The 13343-nt window shown below is 31.8% G+C and carries 14 protein-coding genes; 4 read left to right on the top strand and 10 right to left on the bottom strand.

What is annotated here, in order from left to right; genetic code table 11:
- Positions 1 to 32: 32 nt before the first annotated feature.
- From MXE27_RS04975 to MXE27_RS04955, 5 genes are all read right to left on the bottom strand, one after another.
- Positions 33 to 347: a Zn-ribbon domain-containing protein gene (locus MXE27_RS04975; RefSeq protein ID WP_248611304.1), complete on the bottom strand. Its 315-nt coding sequence runs from the start codon at positions 345 to 347 to the stop codon at positions 33 to 35.
- Entirely contained in the window at positions 331 to 699 is a 369-nt protein-coding gene (locus tag MXE27_RS04970; RefSeq protein WP_248611303.1) for a DUF2073 domain-containing protein, read from the bottom strand. The genes MXE27_RS04975 and MXE27_RS04970 overlap by 17 nt, the downstream gene beginning before the upstream one ends.
- A 41-nt stretch (positions 700 to 740) precedes the next feature.
- The gene (locus MXE27_RS04965; RefSeq protein ID WP_248611302.1) at positions 741 to 1358 is read right to left on the bottom strand and encodes an Era-like GTP-binding protein; all 618 of its coding nucleotides are present in this window, start codon (positions 1356 to 1358) and stop codon (positions 741 to 743) included.
- Between the two features lie 184 nt (positions 1359 to 1542).
- Positions 1543 to 2241, bottom strand: coding sequence for a metal-dependent hydrolase (locus MXE27_RS04960; protein WP_248611301.1), 699 nt, complete (start codon positions 2239 to 2241; stop codon positions 1543 to 1545).
- Positions 2242 to 3546, bottom strand: coding sequence for a hypothetical protein (locus MXE27_RS04955; protein ID WP_248611300.1), 1305 nt, complete (start codon positions 3544 to 3546; stop codon positions 2242 to 2244).
- Between the two features lie 380 nt (positions 3547 to 3926).
- On the opposite strand from MXE27_RS04955, the gene MXE27_RS04950 reads away from it, so the two are divergent.
- Positions 3927 to 4112 carry a class III signal peptide-containing protein gene (locus MXE27_RS04950; RefSeq protein WP_248611299.1) on the top strand — a complete coding sequence of 62 codons (186 nt, stop codon included), beginning with the start codon at positions 3927 to 3929 and terminating at the stop codon, positions 4110 to 4112.
- On the opposite strand, the gene MXE27_RS04945 is transcribed toward MXE27_RS04950, so the two are convergent.
- Entirely contained in the window at positions 4113 to 4664 is a 552-nt protein-coding gene (locus MXE27_RS04945) for a hypothetical protein (protein WP_248611298.1), read from the bottom strand.
- A gap of 191 nt (positions 4665 to 4855) precedes the next feature.
- Between MXE27_RS04945 and MXE27_RS04940 the strand changes: the two genes are divergently transcribed.
- Positions 4856 to 5038 carry a class III signal peptide-containing protein gene (locus MXE27_RS04940; protein ID WP_248611391.1) on the top strand — a complete coding sequence of 61 codons (183 nt, stop codon included), beginning with the start codon at positions 4856 to 4858 and terminating at the stop codon, positions 5036 to 5038.
- Positions 5039 to 5067: 29 nt separating this feature from the next.
- Positions 5068 to 5241, top strand: a complete 174-nt coding sequence (locus MXE27_RS04935) for a class III signal peptide-containing protein (RefSeq protein ID WP_248611297.1) — start codon at positions 5068 to 5070, stop codon at positions 5239 to 5241.
- A 28-nt stretch (positions 5242 to 5269) separates the two neighbouring features.
- Here the strand turns inward: MXE27_RS04935 and MXE27_RS04930 are convergent, their stop codons facing one another.
- The 4 genes from MXE27_RS04930 to MXE27_RS04915 all read right to left on the bottom strand — a co-directional run bounded on the left by MXE27_RS04930 (position 5270) and on the right by MXE27_RS04915 (position 11505).
- The gene (locus MXE27_RS04930) at positions 5270 to 7117 is read right to left on the bottom strand and encodes an STT3 domain-containing protein (protein WP_342765994.1); all 1848 of its coding nucleotides are present in this window, start codon (positions 7115 to 7117) and stop codon (positions 5270 to 5272) included.
- A gap of 56 nt (positions 7118 to 7173) precedes the next feature.
- Positions 7174 to 9333, bottom strand: a complete 2160-nt coding sequence (locus tag MXE27_RS04925; RefSeq protein ID WP_248611295.1) for a dolichyl-diphosphooligosaccharide--protein glycosyltransferase subunit STT3 — start codon at positions 9331 to 9333, stop codon at positions 7174 to 7176.
- A gap of 9 nt (positions 9334 to 9342) precedes the next feature.
- On the bottom strand, positions 9343 to 10914 hold the full coding sequence (locus tag MXE27_RS04920) for a glycosyltransferase family 39 protein (protein WP_248611294.1): 1572 nt from the start codon (positions 10912 to 10914) through the stop codon (positions 9343 to 9345).
- A 99-nt stretch (positions 10915 to 11013) separates the two neighbouring features.
- Positions 11014 to 11505 (bottom strand): phosphopantetheine adenylyltransferase, encoded by a 492-nt coding sequence (locus tag MXE27_RS04915; protein WP_248611293.1) that lies wholly within the window; start codon positions 11503 to 11505, stop codon positions 11014 to 11016.
- A gap of 192 nt (positions 11506 to 11697) precedes the next feature.
- Here MXE27_RS04915 and MXE27_RS04910 point away from each other — a divergent pair, with 192 nt between their 5' ends.
- Positions 11698 to 13248 (top strand): radical SAM protein, encoded by a 1551-nt coding sequence (locus MXE27_RS04910; protein WP_248611292.1) that lies wholly within the window; start codon positions 11698 to 11700, stop codon positions 13246 to 13248.
- Positions 13249 to 13343 lie beyond the last annotated feature (95 nt).

Genomic DNA, 13343 nt, shown 5'->3' with positions numbered 1-13343 from the left:
TAAATAAAAATACATTGAAAAAATTTCAAAATCTAAACTTCGTTAGATTTCTGTTTTTCTTTCATTCTCTTTTTTAAAAGGAAATTTAAATCAATTACATATTTACCTTCCTCGTCAGAGACAATTATGGAATCGTCTTCTAAAAGAGGGGTTAAATTAACTTCATAAATCCCATGCTGTTTTACCATGATAGTTTCAATGGATTCCCCCTTCTCCACATCCACTTCAATTTTCTTTTCCTTTCCTTCACTAGAGTACTTAAAGTAAGTACTTCCACATTTAGGGCAGCCTTTGAGAATTTCTTCAGATGACTTGAGTTTAGCGCCGCATTTAATGCACTGATGCACTAGAATCACCAATTTCCGCTATCATTGATAAGAAGTTTGATTTTTTCTTAACGGACCTCATAACATTAGCAGGTCCAATGATTGTCAGACCAACTGTTTTCTTTTTGGAAAACCCGAAAAAAGTTCGCTCATCTTTTTCAAGAGTGTATATATCAATACCCACAAAGTTTTCAATATCTATCTCCCTCATAGTAGACTCAATGAGTTCTGCTTCTTCAGAAGGAGTTAATCCTCCCTCTATAACGAGTATATCTCCCTCTTTCACTCTGTCTATTATCATGGAAATTTTTTCCATGCTGCTCTTTTCTTCCAGAGCATCAGAAGATAGAAAATCCATTTTTAATCCTTCCATTTTTTAGACCCCTACATTGTATTAATTATATGTATACACTATCATTTGAATTTTCGCACCATTGCCATGTATAATTCACCAGTATTTTCACCATGCAAAGCTGAGATAGGAACCACCGTATGCTGTGGAAACACTGAGATTATTCGCTCAGATGATGATTCAGGTAAATCAGTTTTATTGGCAACAATTACAAAAGGAATTTTACGCGCTTCCAAATTACCTATAATCGTAATATTAGCCTGTGTTAAAGGATCTTCAGTAGCATCCATAACAAGTAAAACCCCAGTTACATCATCTAACCATTTTATAGCTTCAATTATACCTTTAGTAGCTTCTTTTGCCCTTTCTTTTGCCTCAGATTCGGATAACCCAAATTCGAGAAAATTTTTATAGTCCACTTTAGTAGCGATACCTGGAGTATCAATAATATCAAAGTCCAGTTCCATGCCGTCCTGCTGGATGGAAACTTTTTCTTGGCGATATACCGTCCTTGTTTCGTGAGGAACATCTGATGATATACCTAAAGGTTTACCTAACCAATCCTGAGACATTTGATTTGCTAAAGTGGTTTTTCCAGAATTGGGATGACCATAAAGACCTAATTTGACTTTTTGACCTCTCCCTAATAGTTTATCCAAAAATCTTGTTAAAAAACTCATTTTATCACTTTTTAAAACTGATTTAATTAATTGTGGATTATCAAATTCGAATGAATTTAGGAACCAGTATACAAATTTATTATTAGTTTATCAAAATCCAATATTTAGATTAATGATAAACAGTTAATGATATAATTTATTTTATGGTTAATATAATTTATTCAAAGTTATATGGAAATTTAGTTTATTCCATGTAAGTTTGACCCGGTTCTAAAATGATTACCTCAATATCAGGATTTTTACTGTGAACTAAATTCACAAATTCATCAGCGTCTTGTTCTATCACTGGAAATGTATTGTAATGCATGGGGATAAGTTTTTTAGGAGAAATCCATTGCGCTGCTTGAGAAGCAGCTTCCGGCCCCATAGTATAACGATCACCTATTGGTAAAATTGCTATATCTGGTTTATAAAAGTCAGCGATAATAGTTTTCATATCTCCAAAAAGTCCCGTGTCCCCAGCATGATATATTTTAAGCCCATTTTCTAACTCGAAGATGAACCCGCAGGCAGTACCTCCAGGGACCATTTCTTCCATAAAATCAATATCAGAGGAATGCTTAGAATCAAGCATGGTCACCTTAATATTTTGATACTTGCTTGATGCACCAATATTCATTCCCTGTGTTTGGAATCCCTGTTGAGAAAAGAAAATTGATAATTCATGATTGGCTATTATCAATGCACCGGTTCGATTTGCAATTTCCAGGGCATCACCAAAATGGTCCGCATGCCCATGGGTTACGCATATCAAATCAGCTTCAATTTCCTCCACCGGAACACTACAGGCAGGATTATTGCTAATAAAAGGGTCTATTAAAATTTTAACATTTTCTTCTGAAATCAATTCAAATGCAGAGTGTCCCAGCCATCTAAGTTTCAATCAGGCTGCCCCCATATCAATTTCATTGGAAAGGTTCCATGCTTCTTCAAATAATTTTTCGATTTCATTTATGGATCTTTCGTCCTTGTAAATCACACCAACCTCAAAACTCTCATAAATAGGATCGGTGGAGATGATTAATCCATGAGTATTATCTGAGACAACTGCAACAGTATGTATGTGAGGCATAGTTCTAATTTGAACACCATTATCATAGAGCACTTTGATCAGTTCTACAGAAGCATCATCATCTAAACTTGCTTCCTGTATAATCATCATACTATCGGTGTCCATGAATTTTTTTAGGATACCCACATCAATATTTCTAATCCATGGGTACATCATGATTACTTTTTCATCAGCTTTTAGAATCGTTTCCTTCATGGCTTCTTGAACATCAGAAGCATCAAAAGACCATATTATGCTGGGTTCCATGGATTCAGATCTAATTTTATTTAAAGCTCCTCTGAATGAGTCTAATCTTTCTTCAATTAGATCTTCCACATCATCTACATTTTCAATGTACTCCTGTTTTAATTTGTTAAGCCGTTCTTTTACATAATGAGTATCATTTTTATCAATTTTTTTAACCGGCTTAATTGGTTTCATGGGCTCCATAGGGGTTTCTTGATGATCTCCAGAGGAATCAGAAATAGCATTATCAACATCAACAGGTTTTTCCATACTCACATCCTCTTTTAATTTATTCATTAGAGGCCTTCTAGGAACTCTCTTTGGAGTTATTTCGTCAGTAGAAGCATCCTTAATTTTAGATTGCTCATCAGATTTAACCATGGAAGAATTTACAGGAGATTCTGGTGAAGGTTTTTCTTCTTGATCTTTTTTACCAAATTTTGGCAACTTTAAGAATTTTCTAGGAGTTTTTGAAGGTTTATCCTGTTCAGCAGTCGTTTCTGTTTTTTTCGGAGGTTTGATTAACTTATCCTTTTTAACCATTGCATCTGCAGTGGATTTAGTTGGTTTAATGACTTTCTTAGGTCTAGGTTCTATCTTCTTTGGTTTCATTGCAGTTTCTACTGCACCAGTGCTTTTTTTAATTTTAACTCTTTCATTTACAGGAGTTGCCTTAGCTTCAGGTTTTGAACTTTTTGGTTTTGAACTTTTTAGCGAAGCCATGTCTACTTTAGAAACAAACAGTATTACCAACATGACACCTACAACAAAACTAACAAGCCCTACTAAAAACAAAAGAAAATTTGGTGGTGTTGAAAACCCAAACGACATGGCATAAAGACCTGCGATTATCAGAAGCAGCCCTGCAAAAGTAATCAGTAAATAAATCATCTTATGCCTCCTATTGTATATTACTTATTTTCCCATATAAATCTAAAAGTATTTTAGATGGTTTGCTGCAATCAATCCCCTAAAAACTATATTGACTATTTTTATATTATTATATTAGCCTATTTATAATATATATAAACTATTTATAAACTATTTAATTATTTATACATTTTTGATGAGAAAGCCATTGATTTGTGGATACATCCATTCATTTATTCTCAAAAGAGTGCATTTATTATTATAAATTATGAAATAAAAGCAATTCATACACTTTATAAAATTAGTATTATTAATGGTTTTAATAGAAAACTCTTTATAATAACTGACATATATCTTAATCTAAATTATGAAAGTATGTCAAAACGGAGGGATTGAAGGTGATGGAATTTTTAGTAGATGAACGGGGGCAGGGTGCTGCAGAGTACATCCTGCTGTTTGGTGGGGTAATCGTTATTGCAATCGCAGCACTTTTGATTTATAGATCTTATATATATACTGCTACTAGCCCATTCGATGCTCAAACAGATATTAATAACGTTCGTACCAATATGGAAAACCAAGAATAATTAAATCCTTAAAAAAGCAAGTAACTGCCGTAAAGTTTCATTAGATTCTTTTTCGTCACTTAAAGCTAGTGCTAATTTCTGAGTCATTATCCTTTTTTGAGGTTCATCTTGAATATTAATATAACGAATTATCTTGTTAAAAACCTCATCTATATCGTTATTTGGTTCTGATGCGAGCTTTAATTGACTAAATTTATTTTTAAATAACATTTTAAGTCTATATGCTGCATTTCTTACTTCTTCAATATCTTCAGATTCCAATTTATGTATTAATAAACTAGTTTCAAATTGATCATTTTTAAATTTGCTAAAAATAATACCATCAGATTTCATAGATTGAACTCTTTTCACTCCATTGTAAATTTTAATATCATACCCAACAACCCCAATCACATTTTCCCTTAAAAGTTTGATTAATGCCTCATTTAATGTTTTATCAGAAATAGTTAACCCTGATTTTTTTCTGGCAGTTTTCATAAGATCAACACGTGAAAGATCATTTTCACCGAGGGCATCTAAAATTAAATTGCGTACTTCATATTTTCTAGGCATAAAAATTCCTTCAAATTGTTTAAGATGAATAATACTATATGATTCTATGTGATAATATGCACAATATTATATAAAAAAGATAAGTATTAGAAGAAACATAATTTAATATTACACATGGGAAATCGAACTTCATATATAGATTTATATATGAGGATTGATAACATTATATTAAAAGTACGGAGGTGTACCCCATGAAGTTTTTAAAAGACGAAGCAGGACAAGGTGCAGCTGAATATATTTTACTCTTTGGTGGTGTAATCGTTATAGCTATTGCAGCACTTGTGATTTATAGAGCATACTTCAGCGAGAATTCTGGTCTAGACGCCGCACAAGATGTGCAATCAGTAAGAACCAACATGCAAAACAACGGATAATTCGTTAAAGCAAAGTATGTGGAAGTTTAATGTTATTCGATGAAAAAGCCCAGGTAAGCGCAGAGATGATTTTATTAATTGGAGCCATACTAATTATCGTATTAGTCGTTGGTTCCTATGTCTTTGATATATCTGGTGCAATTGCAGGTAACATCAGTGATGTTGTCGATACAGCAAGAGATGTAACGATTAACAAAATTTAACTTCCAATTTATTTATTTTTTTTTAAAATTATAACGACCATATATTTATGATTTTATTTTGATATACTAATTTAAAAGTATTATTTTTACCAGATTTAAAGCTGTTATTCATGGTGATAACAATAAACGGACGTTTCACCACAGGATGAGAATATTTAAGTATTTCTTTAGATTGTTGATCAGAAAAACCATATTTTTTTTGCAGTACCCTTTTTGCAGAACTCCAAGACAAACCTAAAATATCTTCCAGTATTAAAATACTCTTAGTAGTATTTTTAGTATAAGTATCTGTAGTTAAGTAAGCTTCATCCCCACTAGATGCAAGCATAATGAAAATACCTCTAGCTAAAGTCGAATTATCTGTATTCAACCCTAAACTAATCCAATAGTCTCGAGAGGTATTGGGTATCTCAGTGCTCATATTAATCGGAGTATATTCTATCCATCTTACCGGTAAAGTCTCTATGTACCCCAACCTTCCATCATAAGAAACCGGCCGATTAGCGGCTTCAGCATAAAAATGACCATAACTCCAATCAGTTATAATAACAGTATTATTAGGCGTGTTATTTAAAATCCATTCTGCCGATTCAGCATAATGATCATTATAAAGCGGAGTAACTATTTTCGAAGTATTATGGGTTTGTATGATTTGGGGAGAAATAATAATTAATACAATAAAGAATCCAATTATCCATTTTTTTGTTTTATTAAATGGCAATTCCATTGATTGGAATTTGCCAAATAAGAGCCCTATTAAAATTCCTGAAAATACGGCTAAAGGAGGTAAAAGTAATCCTATGAACCTGACGCCCTTGGTTAATGATAAAATAGACATTAAAGTCCATACCAAAAGTGTGATATGGCAAAACCTTCCTAATTTATCTGGAGAATTTTTATTTCTAAATTCATTCCATGAAAGTAAAATCACACCACACAACCCCAAGATTACAGTTAATGGACCAGTAAAATATAAAACCCTGCCGATAGTAGCGGGTTCTAGTTCAGCTACATTCTTATAAGTATCTGGCCATGGATACCATATATTATAATTAGAATTTATTACATCAAAATATTCTAACGGGCCTAAAACTAATTTATATACATTTATGGGATTTGTTAGTCCAATGAGAATCAAACTGATTCCAAAAAAACATATTATTAGAAAAGGATAATATCTTAGATCCCAATTTTGTTTTTTTCCAATAACTCCATACAGTAAAAAAGCTATCAATATGCAATAAAATAAATACTGCCAACCGTTCCATGCCATTGCAAACAAAAACATGAAAACCCCAGCCAGACTGGCTAAAATAATTTTATTTTTATAAATCTTAGCCCTATTTGATTCTAATAAACTCCAAATTATTAAAAGTGGAAATATAATAATAAACATATCCGTATCAAAAAATCCAGGCATGGTTTTTAAACAATAAAAAATCGAAGAAACTAATAACATTCCGGTTAAAAATCCTCCTAAATCCCCTGCGATTCTTCTCACAAAGAGAAACCCGATTACTCCACATAGGGGACTTAATAGCCCAGGCAAGTAAAAGCATATTTCATAAAAAGAAACACTGCTAAAAAAATTAATGATTTTAAAAATCAGAACAGATAACCAAGATAAAAGTGGAGGATAATCTAAAGGAACACCTGAAGGAAAATAGGAATAAGAATCCCAAACAACACCATTAATTACTTTATCCCCCAGATATCCATTTTTAAGAAAGTTAGATGCCATTCTGTAATTGTAATATGAGTCACTTTCTTGAAAATATTGCATTCCATTTTTATCTTCAAAAAATTCTTTTTGAGATTCAGATAATCCAGCCAAATCTGTAAATTGTAAACGAAGAAAAAGGCCTGTAAAAAAAATTATTATAATTAAAATTAATATGAAAATATTTTTTTTTGCGTTGATATTAACACCGCCTATTTCATTTTCCAGACCATAACTGAATTATTTTTATATAATTGTTTAAAGTTAGATGTTGGCTTTTTAATTAGTACTAGTTGAGTAAAAAGTGATTTTTCAAATTTTTTATCCATTACTACAACTTTTTTCTCATTTAATAAAAACAAAGTACAGAAATTACTTTGATTATCCATATAAATTGTTTTGGTTGTATTGTTCCCAATGAAGATAGCACAATACGGAATTTTCCCATCCCATGTTACTTTCTTTAGATTCATATCCACTAAAACACCATTACTATAATTTCTTATATTACCCGTGTCATTGGTGATTCCAGTAGAATAAGTGTAATTATTACCCTGCCCTTTTTCAAAGTTCCATTCACCAAATTCAAATGTCCAATACCCTTTATACATCATTTCATCGCTTGTAATAACCACAAATGATCTAGATTTTGATGGATGAGTTTCATTTAATATTATTTGAGATGCATTGAATGGAATATTATACTTGTTTATTAATATATATTCAGCATCATCTCGAGAGGCAACTAATATGTCCTCCATTATTTTTACTGTTAGAGAAGTATTTTTAGTAAAATTATTCAAGGTTAAATACGATTCATCCCCACTTGTTGCAAGCATTCTAAAAATACCCTTGGCAAGTGTTTTATTACTTGTTGAAAAAGCTTTATATATCCAAAAAGTACGGGGAGTATTTTGAGAACCACCATCAACTGAAACAGGCCTATTTGAAAATTCTGAAAAGAAATGACCATAGCTCCAGTATGTAAAAATGACAGTATCATTATTAGTGTGGGATTTAATCCAAAAAGAAGCATTTACCAAATCATCATTAACCCCAGGATAAAATATAGTATAACTATCAACCGTATTGACTATAGGAGGTATGCAAATAGTTAGGAGTAATATAACTATCATTAAACTAGATATTTTTTGACGATGATCTTTGAAAGATGCATTTTTAATATAGCCTATGACAACACCAAACATAACTCCTGAAAATATTGCAAGAGGAGGTATAACTAACATTGCAAATCTAATACTTGTGGAATATGCGAACAAAGCAATACTCATCCAAACAAAAATCAAAATAAATAAAAACCAGTTGAAATCAGGCAGATACTTTTTTCTCATGTCTCTGCGGAGCATTACACTGGCAATGACAAAAATCCCAAATATACCCAGACCTAAATTAACCGGTCCTGCCCCAGATATAAATTCATTGAATGTGGGTTTACGTAGTTCACCAACAGATGCATAAATATTGGGCCATTGCCCATAATCAGAACTCTGCAATAAATGCACCATGCTCAACGGATAGTCAATTGCAGACATTATAGTATCCAATCCACTTATCAAGTAAACTAAAATAATTGAAATGGCTAAAAATGATATAAATATCATGAAAAAGTTTTTAACAGGAATTTTTTTTATTTTGCAAAGCATAGAATAAATAAATCCTGCCCCTAGCATTATATACAATAGATATGACCACCCGGTCCAGGCCAAAGCAAAGAATGTTAGAGAAACCGAAGCCATGGCTGTGTAAAAGTAAATATAATTCTTTTTTGAGGAATCTATTGCCTCTAAAAAGAAGTAAACCGTTAAAAGAGGGAGCAAAATATTAAACATATCTGTATCAAAGAACCCTGGAACAGTGCGCATGAAATAAACAGGCGCCGTGACCAGTAAAATCCCAGTTGAAAAGCCTGCTACATCACCTACATATTTACGTACTAATAAATAACCCGCAATGCCAGCTAGAGGACTAATTAATGCTGGCAACCAGAAACAGGACTCCAATAGGGAGATGTTCGCAAATATATTAACAATCCAGTTAAATATTATGGCCACCCAGACAATCAATGGAGGATAGATAGCCGCCCTGCCTGGTGGAAAATAGGAATAAGAATCCCAACTCTGATTATATTTAATGCTATCTCCCAAATGCCCATTTTTAAGATAATTTTCAGTAATCCGATAATGATAATAAGAATCAAGTTCATACATATAAGGTAACCCATGAGAATCCAGATAAAACTCCTTATTTTCTTTAATTGCGGGTAAATTTATAGATTCCGCACGGAGAACAAATCCTATGGTGAATATAAAAAGAGATAAGATTACAATAACTAATATTTGATTTTTATCCATCAAAAACACCTATTTTTTAGCATATATAGTAAGATTGGTACCTGTTAAAAAAAGTATTCTTTGATTAGATGTATCTTCAAAAAATGCAACCTTTTCATAACTACTTAAATTCATTTGACTTGTATCTCCCCACACTAAAAAATAATCAATATTGTTTTTTAATAAATACTGATTCACATCCGTACCTGGTTGTACCCCATAATACCGAGAATTTAAATAAAAAGACAGGTAATGGGTAGTTCGCCAACAATCATTAGAAGCAAGGTTCCCCTGAATTGAATATTCATCATTAATAATCTGAGATAAATCATGAAGGTCTTTATTTAATTCTTGCTTTTCTAAATTGGAATTTATGCTTATCACTGGACCTATACAAAATGAAAAAATAAGAATAATTATTAATAGTGGTTTTAATCTTTTAAAATCAAACTTAAAAGAATATTTTTCCAGATTATTTAATAAATATACTCCTAAAAGAGCCAATAAAATATAAACCATTGCAAAATATCTCAGGAGGATTAAAAATAGCAAATACCCTGAAACATAGATTAAGATTGTTAAAAGAGTAGTTATAACTATTCTGTCCTTTTTTTTATAAGCCACTATTATAGCCCATAGAATAATTAATATAGAAAAAACCGAAATCCACAATAAAATTTTCCCAAGCTCGATTAAATTGTTATAAATTAATCCTAATTGGAATTTGAAGTCTTCTAACGAATTAAAAGGACTCCACGATTTAGTAATCAGTGCCGAAGTATCTTCAAGAATACTATATGAATCATTATGAGGTGGTTCAAATAGTCCCAGGTGATCCATAGGATGTCCTGTTGCATTAGGACCTATTAAATATTGGTTTAAATAAGCCCCTCCATTAGAGCCAATAGTTAATTTATCATTTTCTTCACTTATTACTAAAATCCAGGCCCCGCTGATTATAAAAAATACTATTAATCCATATAAAAAATTTTTTGCAATATTTTTTTTATTCTTTTTAAAATTAAGTATATTGACTGCTGTGAAATGTACTAAAAAGAAAGGAAAAGCATATACCTTAGCCAAATAGGCTAATCCGCCCAAAAATCCCGCCATTAGCCCATTTTTGCTTTGAGGATATTTTTCATCGAAAATGAAATATAAATAAAAAATTAATATGGTAGCAACTAAAATATCAGGATTAGTGACTTGAAGAGAAAACTGCAAGACCATCGGAATCATAACCATAGTAAAAATAGTTTTATAAGATTCTCCTAACTCAAAACGAGAGCTAAGTAAATAAATCCCCCATATGGTAAAACAACCTATGAATAAACAAGCTATTTTAGTAAATAGAATTTTTTCAAAATTGCTTTTGGCAAATAATAAAAAAGGAATTAAAATCCACGATAAAAATGGCACCCACGTAGAACTAATAACATGATCCCAGTTACCTTGAATATATCGATTAGCAATTGTTATATAAACAATTCCATCATCATTAATTTGGTATTGATAATAATATAATAATAATGCTCCAGCAATTAAATACATTATAATTATAAATATTATTGATTTATTTTTATCTAAAAACTCCCGATACATCCCCATTACCCTGAAAAATTATCATATCAAAATAATAAATCATATTAAAATAAGATTAATTGAAACCTTATTTAAATTTAATGAATTTAAAAAAAATCATTATCTAAATGCATTTCTAATCTTTTTAAGTAAGTGCCCCATGCGGTCTATTTCACCTTTTCTTATGCGGGTAGATGAAATAGGAACTCCATCTTCTGCAGATACCATTTCAATTACAACAATATCTATGGGTCGGAGATTATTTTTTTTACGAATCTCATTTATTTCAATAGCAGTAGGTTCAGTTTCTTTACTTACCACAATAGCATCGAAATCATTTTCATGAATGGTAGGGCCATAGGGATCATCTAATCTTACAACATGAGATTTTTGAGGATATCTCAATAAGAAATCTCTTAAATTAGACATACGAGTATCACAAGGATCAATGTCTCCTTTTTGACCTCCAAAAGCATCAGAGGTTACTCCAATTACTATTTCTTCACCTACCTTAAACGCTTCATCGAGTAAAGAACTGTGACCCTTATGAAATTTATCAAAAGTACCGCCCACCGCAACTTTATTATAAATTCTTTTATTAGTATTTTCCATATTAAAACCTGTAATATTAGGGCCTATTTGTATTAATTAATAGATTCCCAGATGATAATAATCTCCAATTCAATCATAGAATCAAATTATTGATAGCATTATACTATTCATACACCCAGTATAATATGTTTTATGAATAATATTGTAGATTATATCGATATGTTGATTATAAGATAAACCCAATTATAGAATATGCTGCAAGAGCACAATGTGATAATAAAAAATCATCGGCAAGTTGATATTAGATTTGCATCCTGTTATCCTAATTTATACCGTACAGCAATGTCTTCTCTAGGTTTTCATATCCTATATGATTTTCTAAATTCAAGAGAAGATGTGTGGTGTGAGCGGGTTATTTATCCATTTGCTACTAGTTTTGAATCATCTAACCATTTGAAAAATTTTGATTTAGTGAGTTTTTCACTGCAATATGAGCAGGATTATTTTAATGTTCTTGAAATGTTAAAAAAAGGAAATATTCCCCTTAGAAAATCAGATCGTGGAGATAATGATCCCCTGGTAATTGCAGGAGGCCCCTGTGCTACGGCAAATCCCCTCCCAATGTCCCCATTTGTAGATCTTTTTATTGTTGGTGAAGCAGAAGTAATCCTAAATGAATTTATAAACATTTATAAAGAATTGGATAATCCCCGAAAGGAGATTGATGCCTTTTTAGATGTAGAAGGGATTTATATTCCAGATAACTATGTTAAAAGGGCTATAGTTCCTGATATGGATTACGCTTGTCATCCTGTTTTTCAGGTTATTCCTGAGACTGATGATAAAGAATTTATTCCTGTTTTTGGGTCATCAATTTTACTTGGTATTTCTAGGGGGTGTTCTAGAGGATGCCGATTCTGTATGGCAGGATATTTATACCGTCCCCGGCGAGAAACTTCCTTGAAAAAACTTTTTGAAATTGCTGAGGCAAGCAGGGATGTTACCAAACTCAATAAAGTGGCACTGATTGGTGCTGCTGTTTCAGATTATTCTAAAATTGATGAACTTTGCTATGGCCTTATGGAGAGAGGTTTTAATCTAACAACCCCTTCACTTAGAATAGAATCTCTTTCTGCAGACACATTATCTGCTTTGCAAGAGAGCGGACTGAAAACGATTACTTTAGCTCCAGAATCAACATGTACTATCCGGAAAAGAATGAACAAACCTATTTATGATGAGCAAACTTTTGAAGTAACAAAGCTAGCTTTAGATAGGGGGATGAATGTGAAGTTATATTTTTTATTAGGAACTCCTCATGAAACTAAAGAAGATCTTCTTGAGCTATCCCATCTAATGACAGATATTCAAAAGCTGTCTAATCGGAAAAATTCTGTGCGATTCAGTGTTAATCCCCTTATTCCTAAACCACATACTCCCCTGCAGTGGGAAGGATTTGATTTGAGTTTATTAAAATCAAAAATTAAATATTTGAAATCTCAACTTGGCAAGTACCCGTTAAAAATCGACAGCCCCCGCACAGGGTTGATACAATATGTGTTATCAACTTGTGGATCGGAGATAGGGGATTTAATTGAAAAGTCCATGCAAAATAATCTTCCATTGTCAGAATGGAAAAAATTTGCTTCGCCAAAAGATTTAGAATCGAATCTTCCTTGGGAAAATATTGATGTGGGGCTAAGAGATGATTTTTTAAAAGAAGAATATTTGAAAATGGTTTCAGGAAAAATAACTCCATGGTGTGAGGAATCCCGGTGTTATAACTGTGGTTCTTGTGAATAGGATATTAATGAATTAATATTTAATTAAAACTATTCCTTGTAATTCAGAATACTATAAAAATAAGAGGAATATAATTATACTCCACTTTAATATGA

This window comes from Methanobacterium alcaliphilum (assembly GCF_023227715.1).
GTDB lineage: Archaea > Methanobacteriota > Methanobacteria > Methanobacteriales > Methanobacteriaceae > Methanobacterium_E > Methanobacterium_E alcaliphilum.
This window is presented reverse-complemented; position numbering and strand designations above follow the sequence as displayed.

What these genes read in the sequence shown, in the direction of transcription:
- MXE27_RS04955 (WP_248611300.1), bottom strand. Translation starts at nt 3,546, where the DNA reads ATGATTTATTTACTGATTACTTTTGCAGGGCTGCTTCTGATAATCGCA.
- MXE27_RS04935 (WP_248611297.1), top strand. Translation starts at nt 5,068, where the DNA reads ATGTTATTCGATGAAAAAGCCCAGGTAAGCGCAGAGATGATTTTATTA.
- MXE27_RS04965 (WP_248611302.1), bottom strand. Translation starts at nt 1,358, where the DNA reads ATGAGTTTTTTAACAAGATTTTTGGATAAACTATTAGGGAGAGGTCAA.
- MXE27_RS04920 (WP_248611294.1), bottom strand. Translation starts at nt 10,914, where the DNA reads ATGTATCGGGAGTTTTTAGATAAAAATAAATCAATAATATTTATAATT.
- MXE27_RS04945 (WP_248611298.1), bottom strand. Translation starts at nt 4,664, where the DNA reads ATGCCTAGAAAATATGAAGTACGCAATTTAATTTTAGATGCCCTCGGT.
- MXE27_RS04915 (WP_248611293.1), bottom strand. Translation starts at nt 11,505, where the DNA reads ATGGAAAATACTAATAAAAGAATTTATAATAAAGTTGCGGTGGGCGGT.
- MXE27_RS04925 (WP_248611295.1), bottom strand. Translation starts at nt 9,333, where the DNA reads ATGGATAAAAATCAAATATTAGTTATTGTAATCTTATCTCTTTTTATA.
- MXE27_RS04940 (WP_248611391.1), top strand. Translation starts at nt 4,856, where the DNA reads ATGAAGTTTTTAAAAGACGAAGCAGGACAAGGTGCAGCTGAATATATT.
- MXE27_RS04950 (WP_248611299.1), top strand. Translation starts at nt 3,927, where the DNA reads ATGGAATTTTTAGTAGATGAACGGGGGCAGGGTGCTGCAGAGTACATC.
- MXE27_RS04970 (WP_248611303.1), bottom strand. Translation starts at nt 699, where the DNA reads ATGGAAGGATTAAAAATGGATTTTCTATCTTCTGATGCTCTGGAAGAA.
- MXE27_RS04910 (WP_248611292.1), top strand. Translation starts at nt 11,698, where the DNA reads ATGCTGCAAGAGCACAATGTGATAATAAAAAATCATCGGCAAGTTGAT.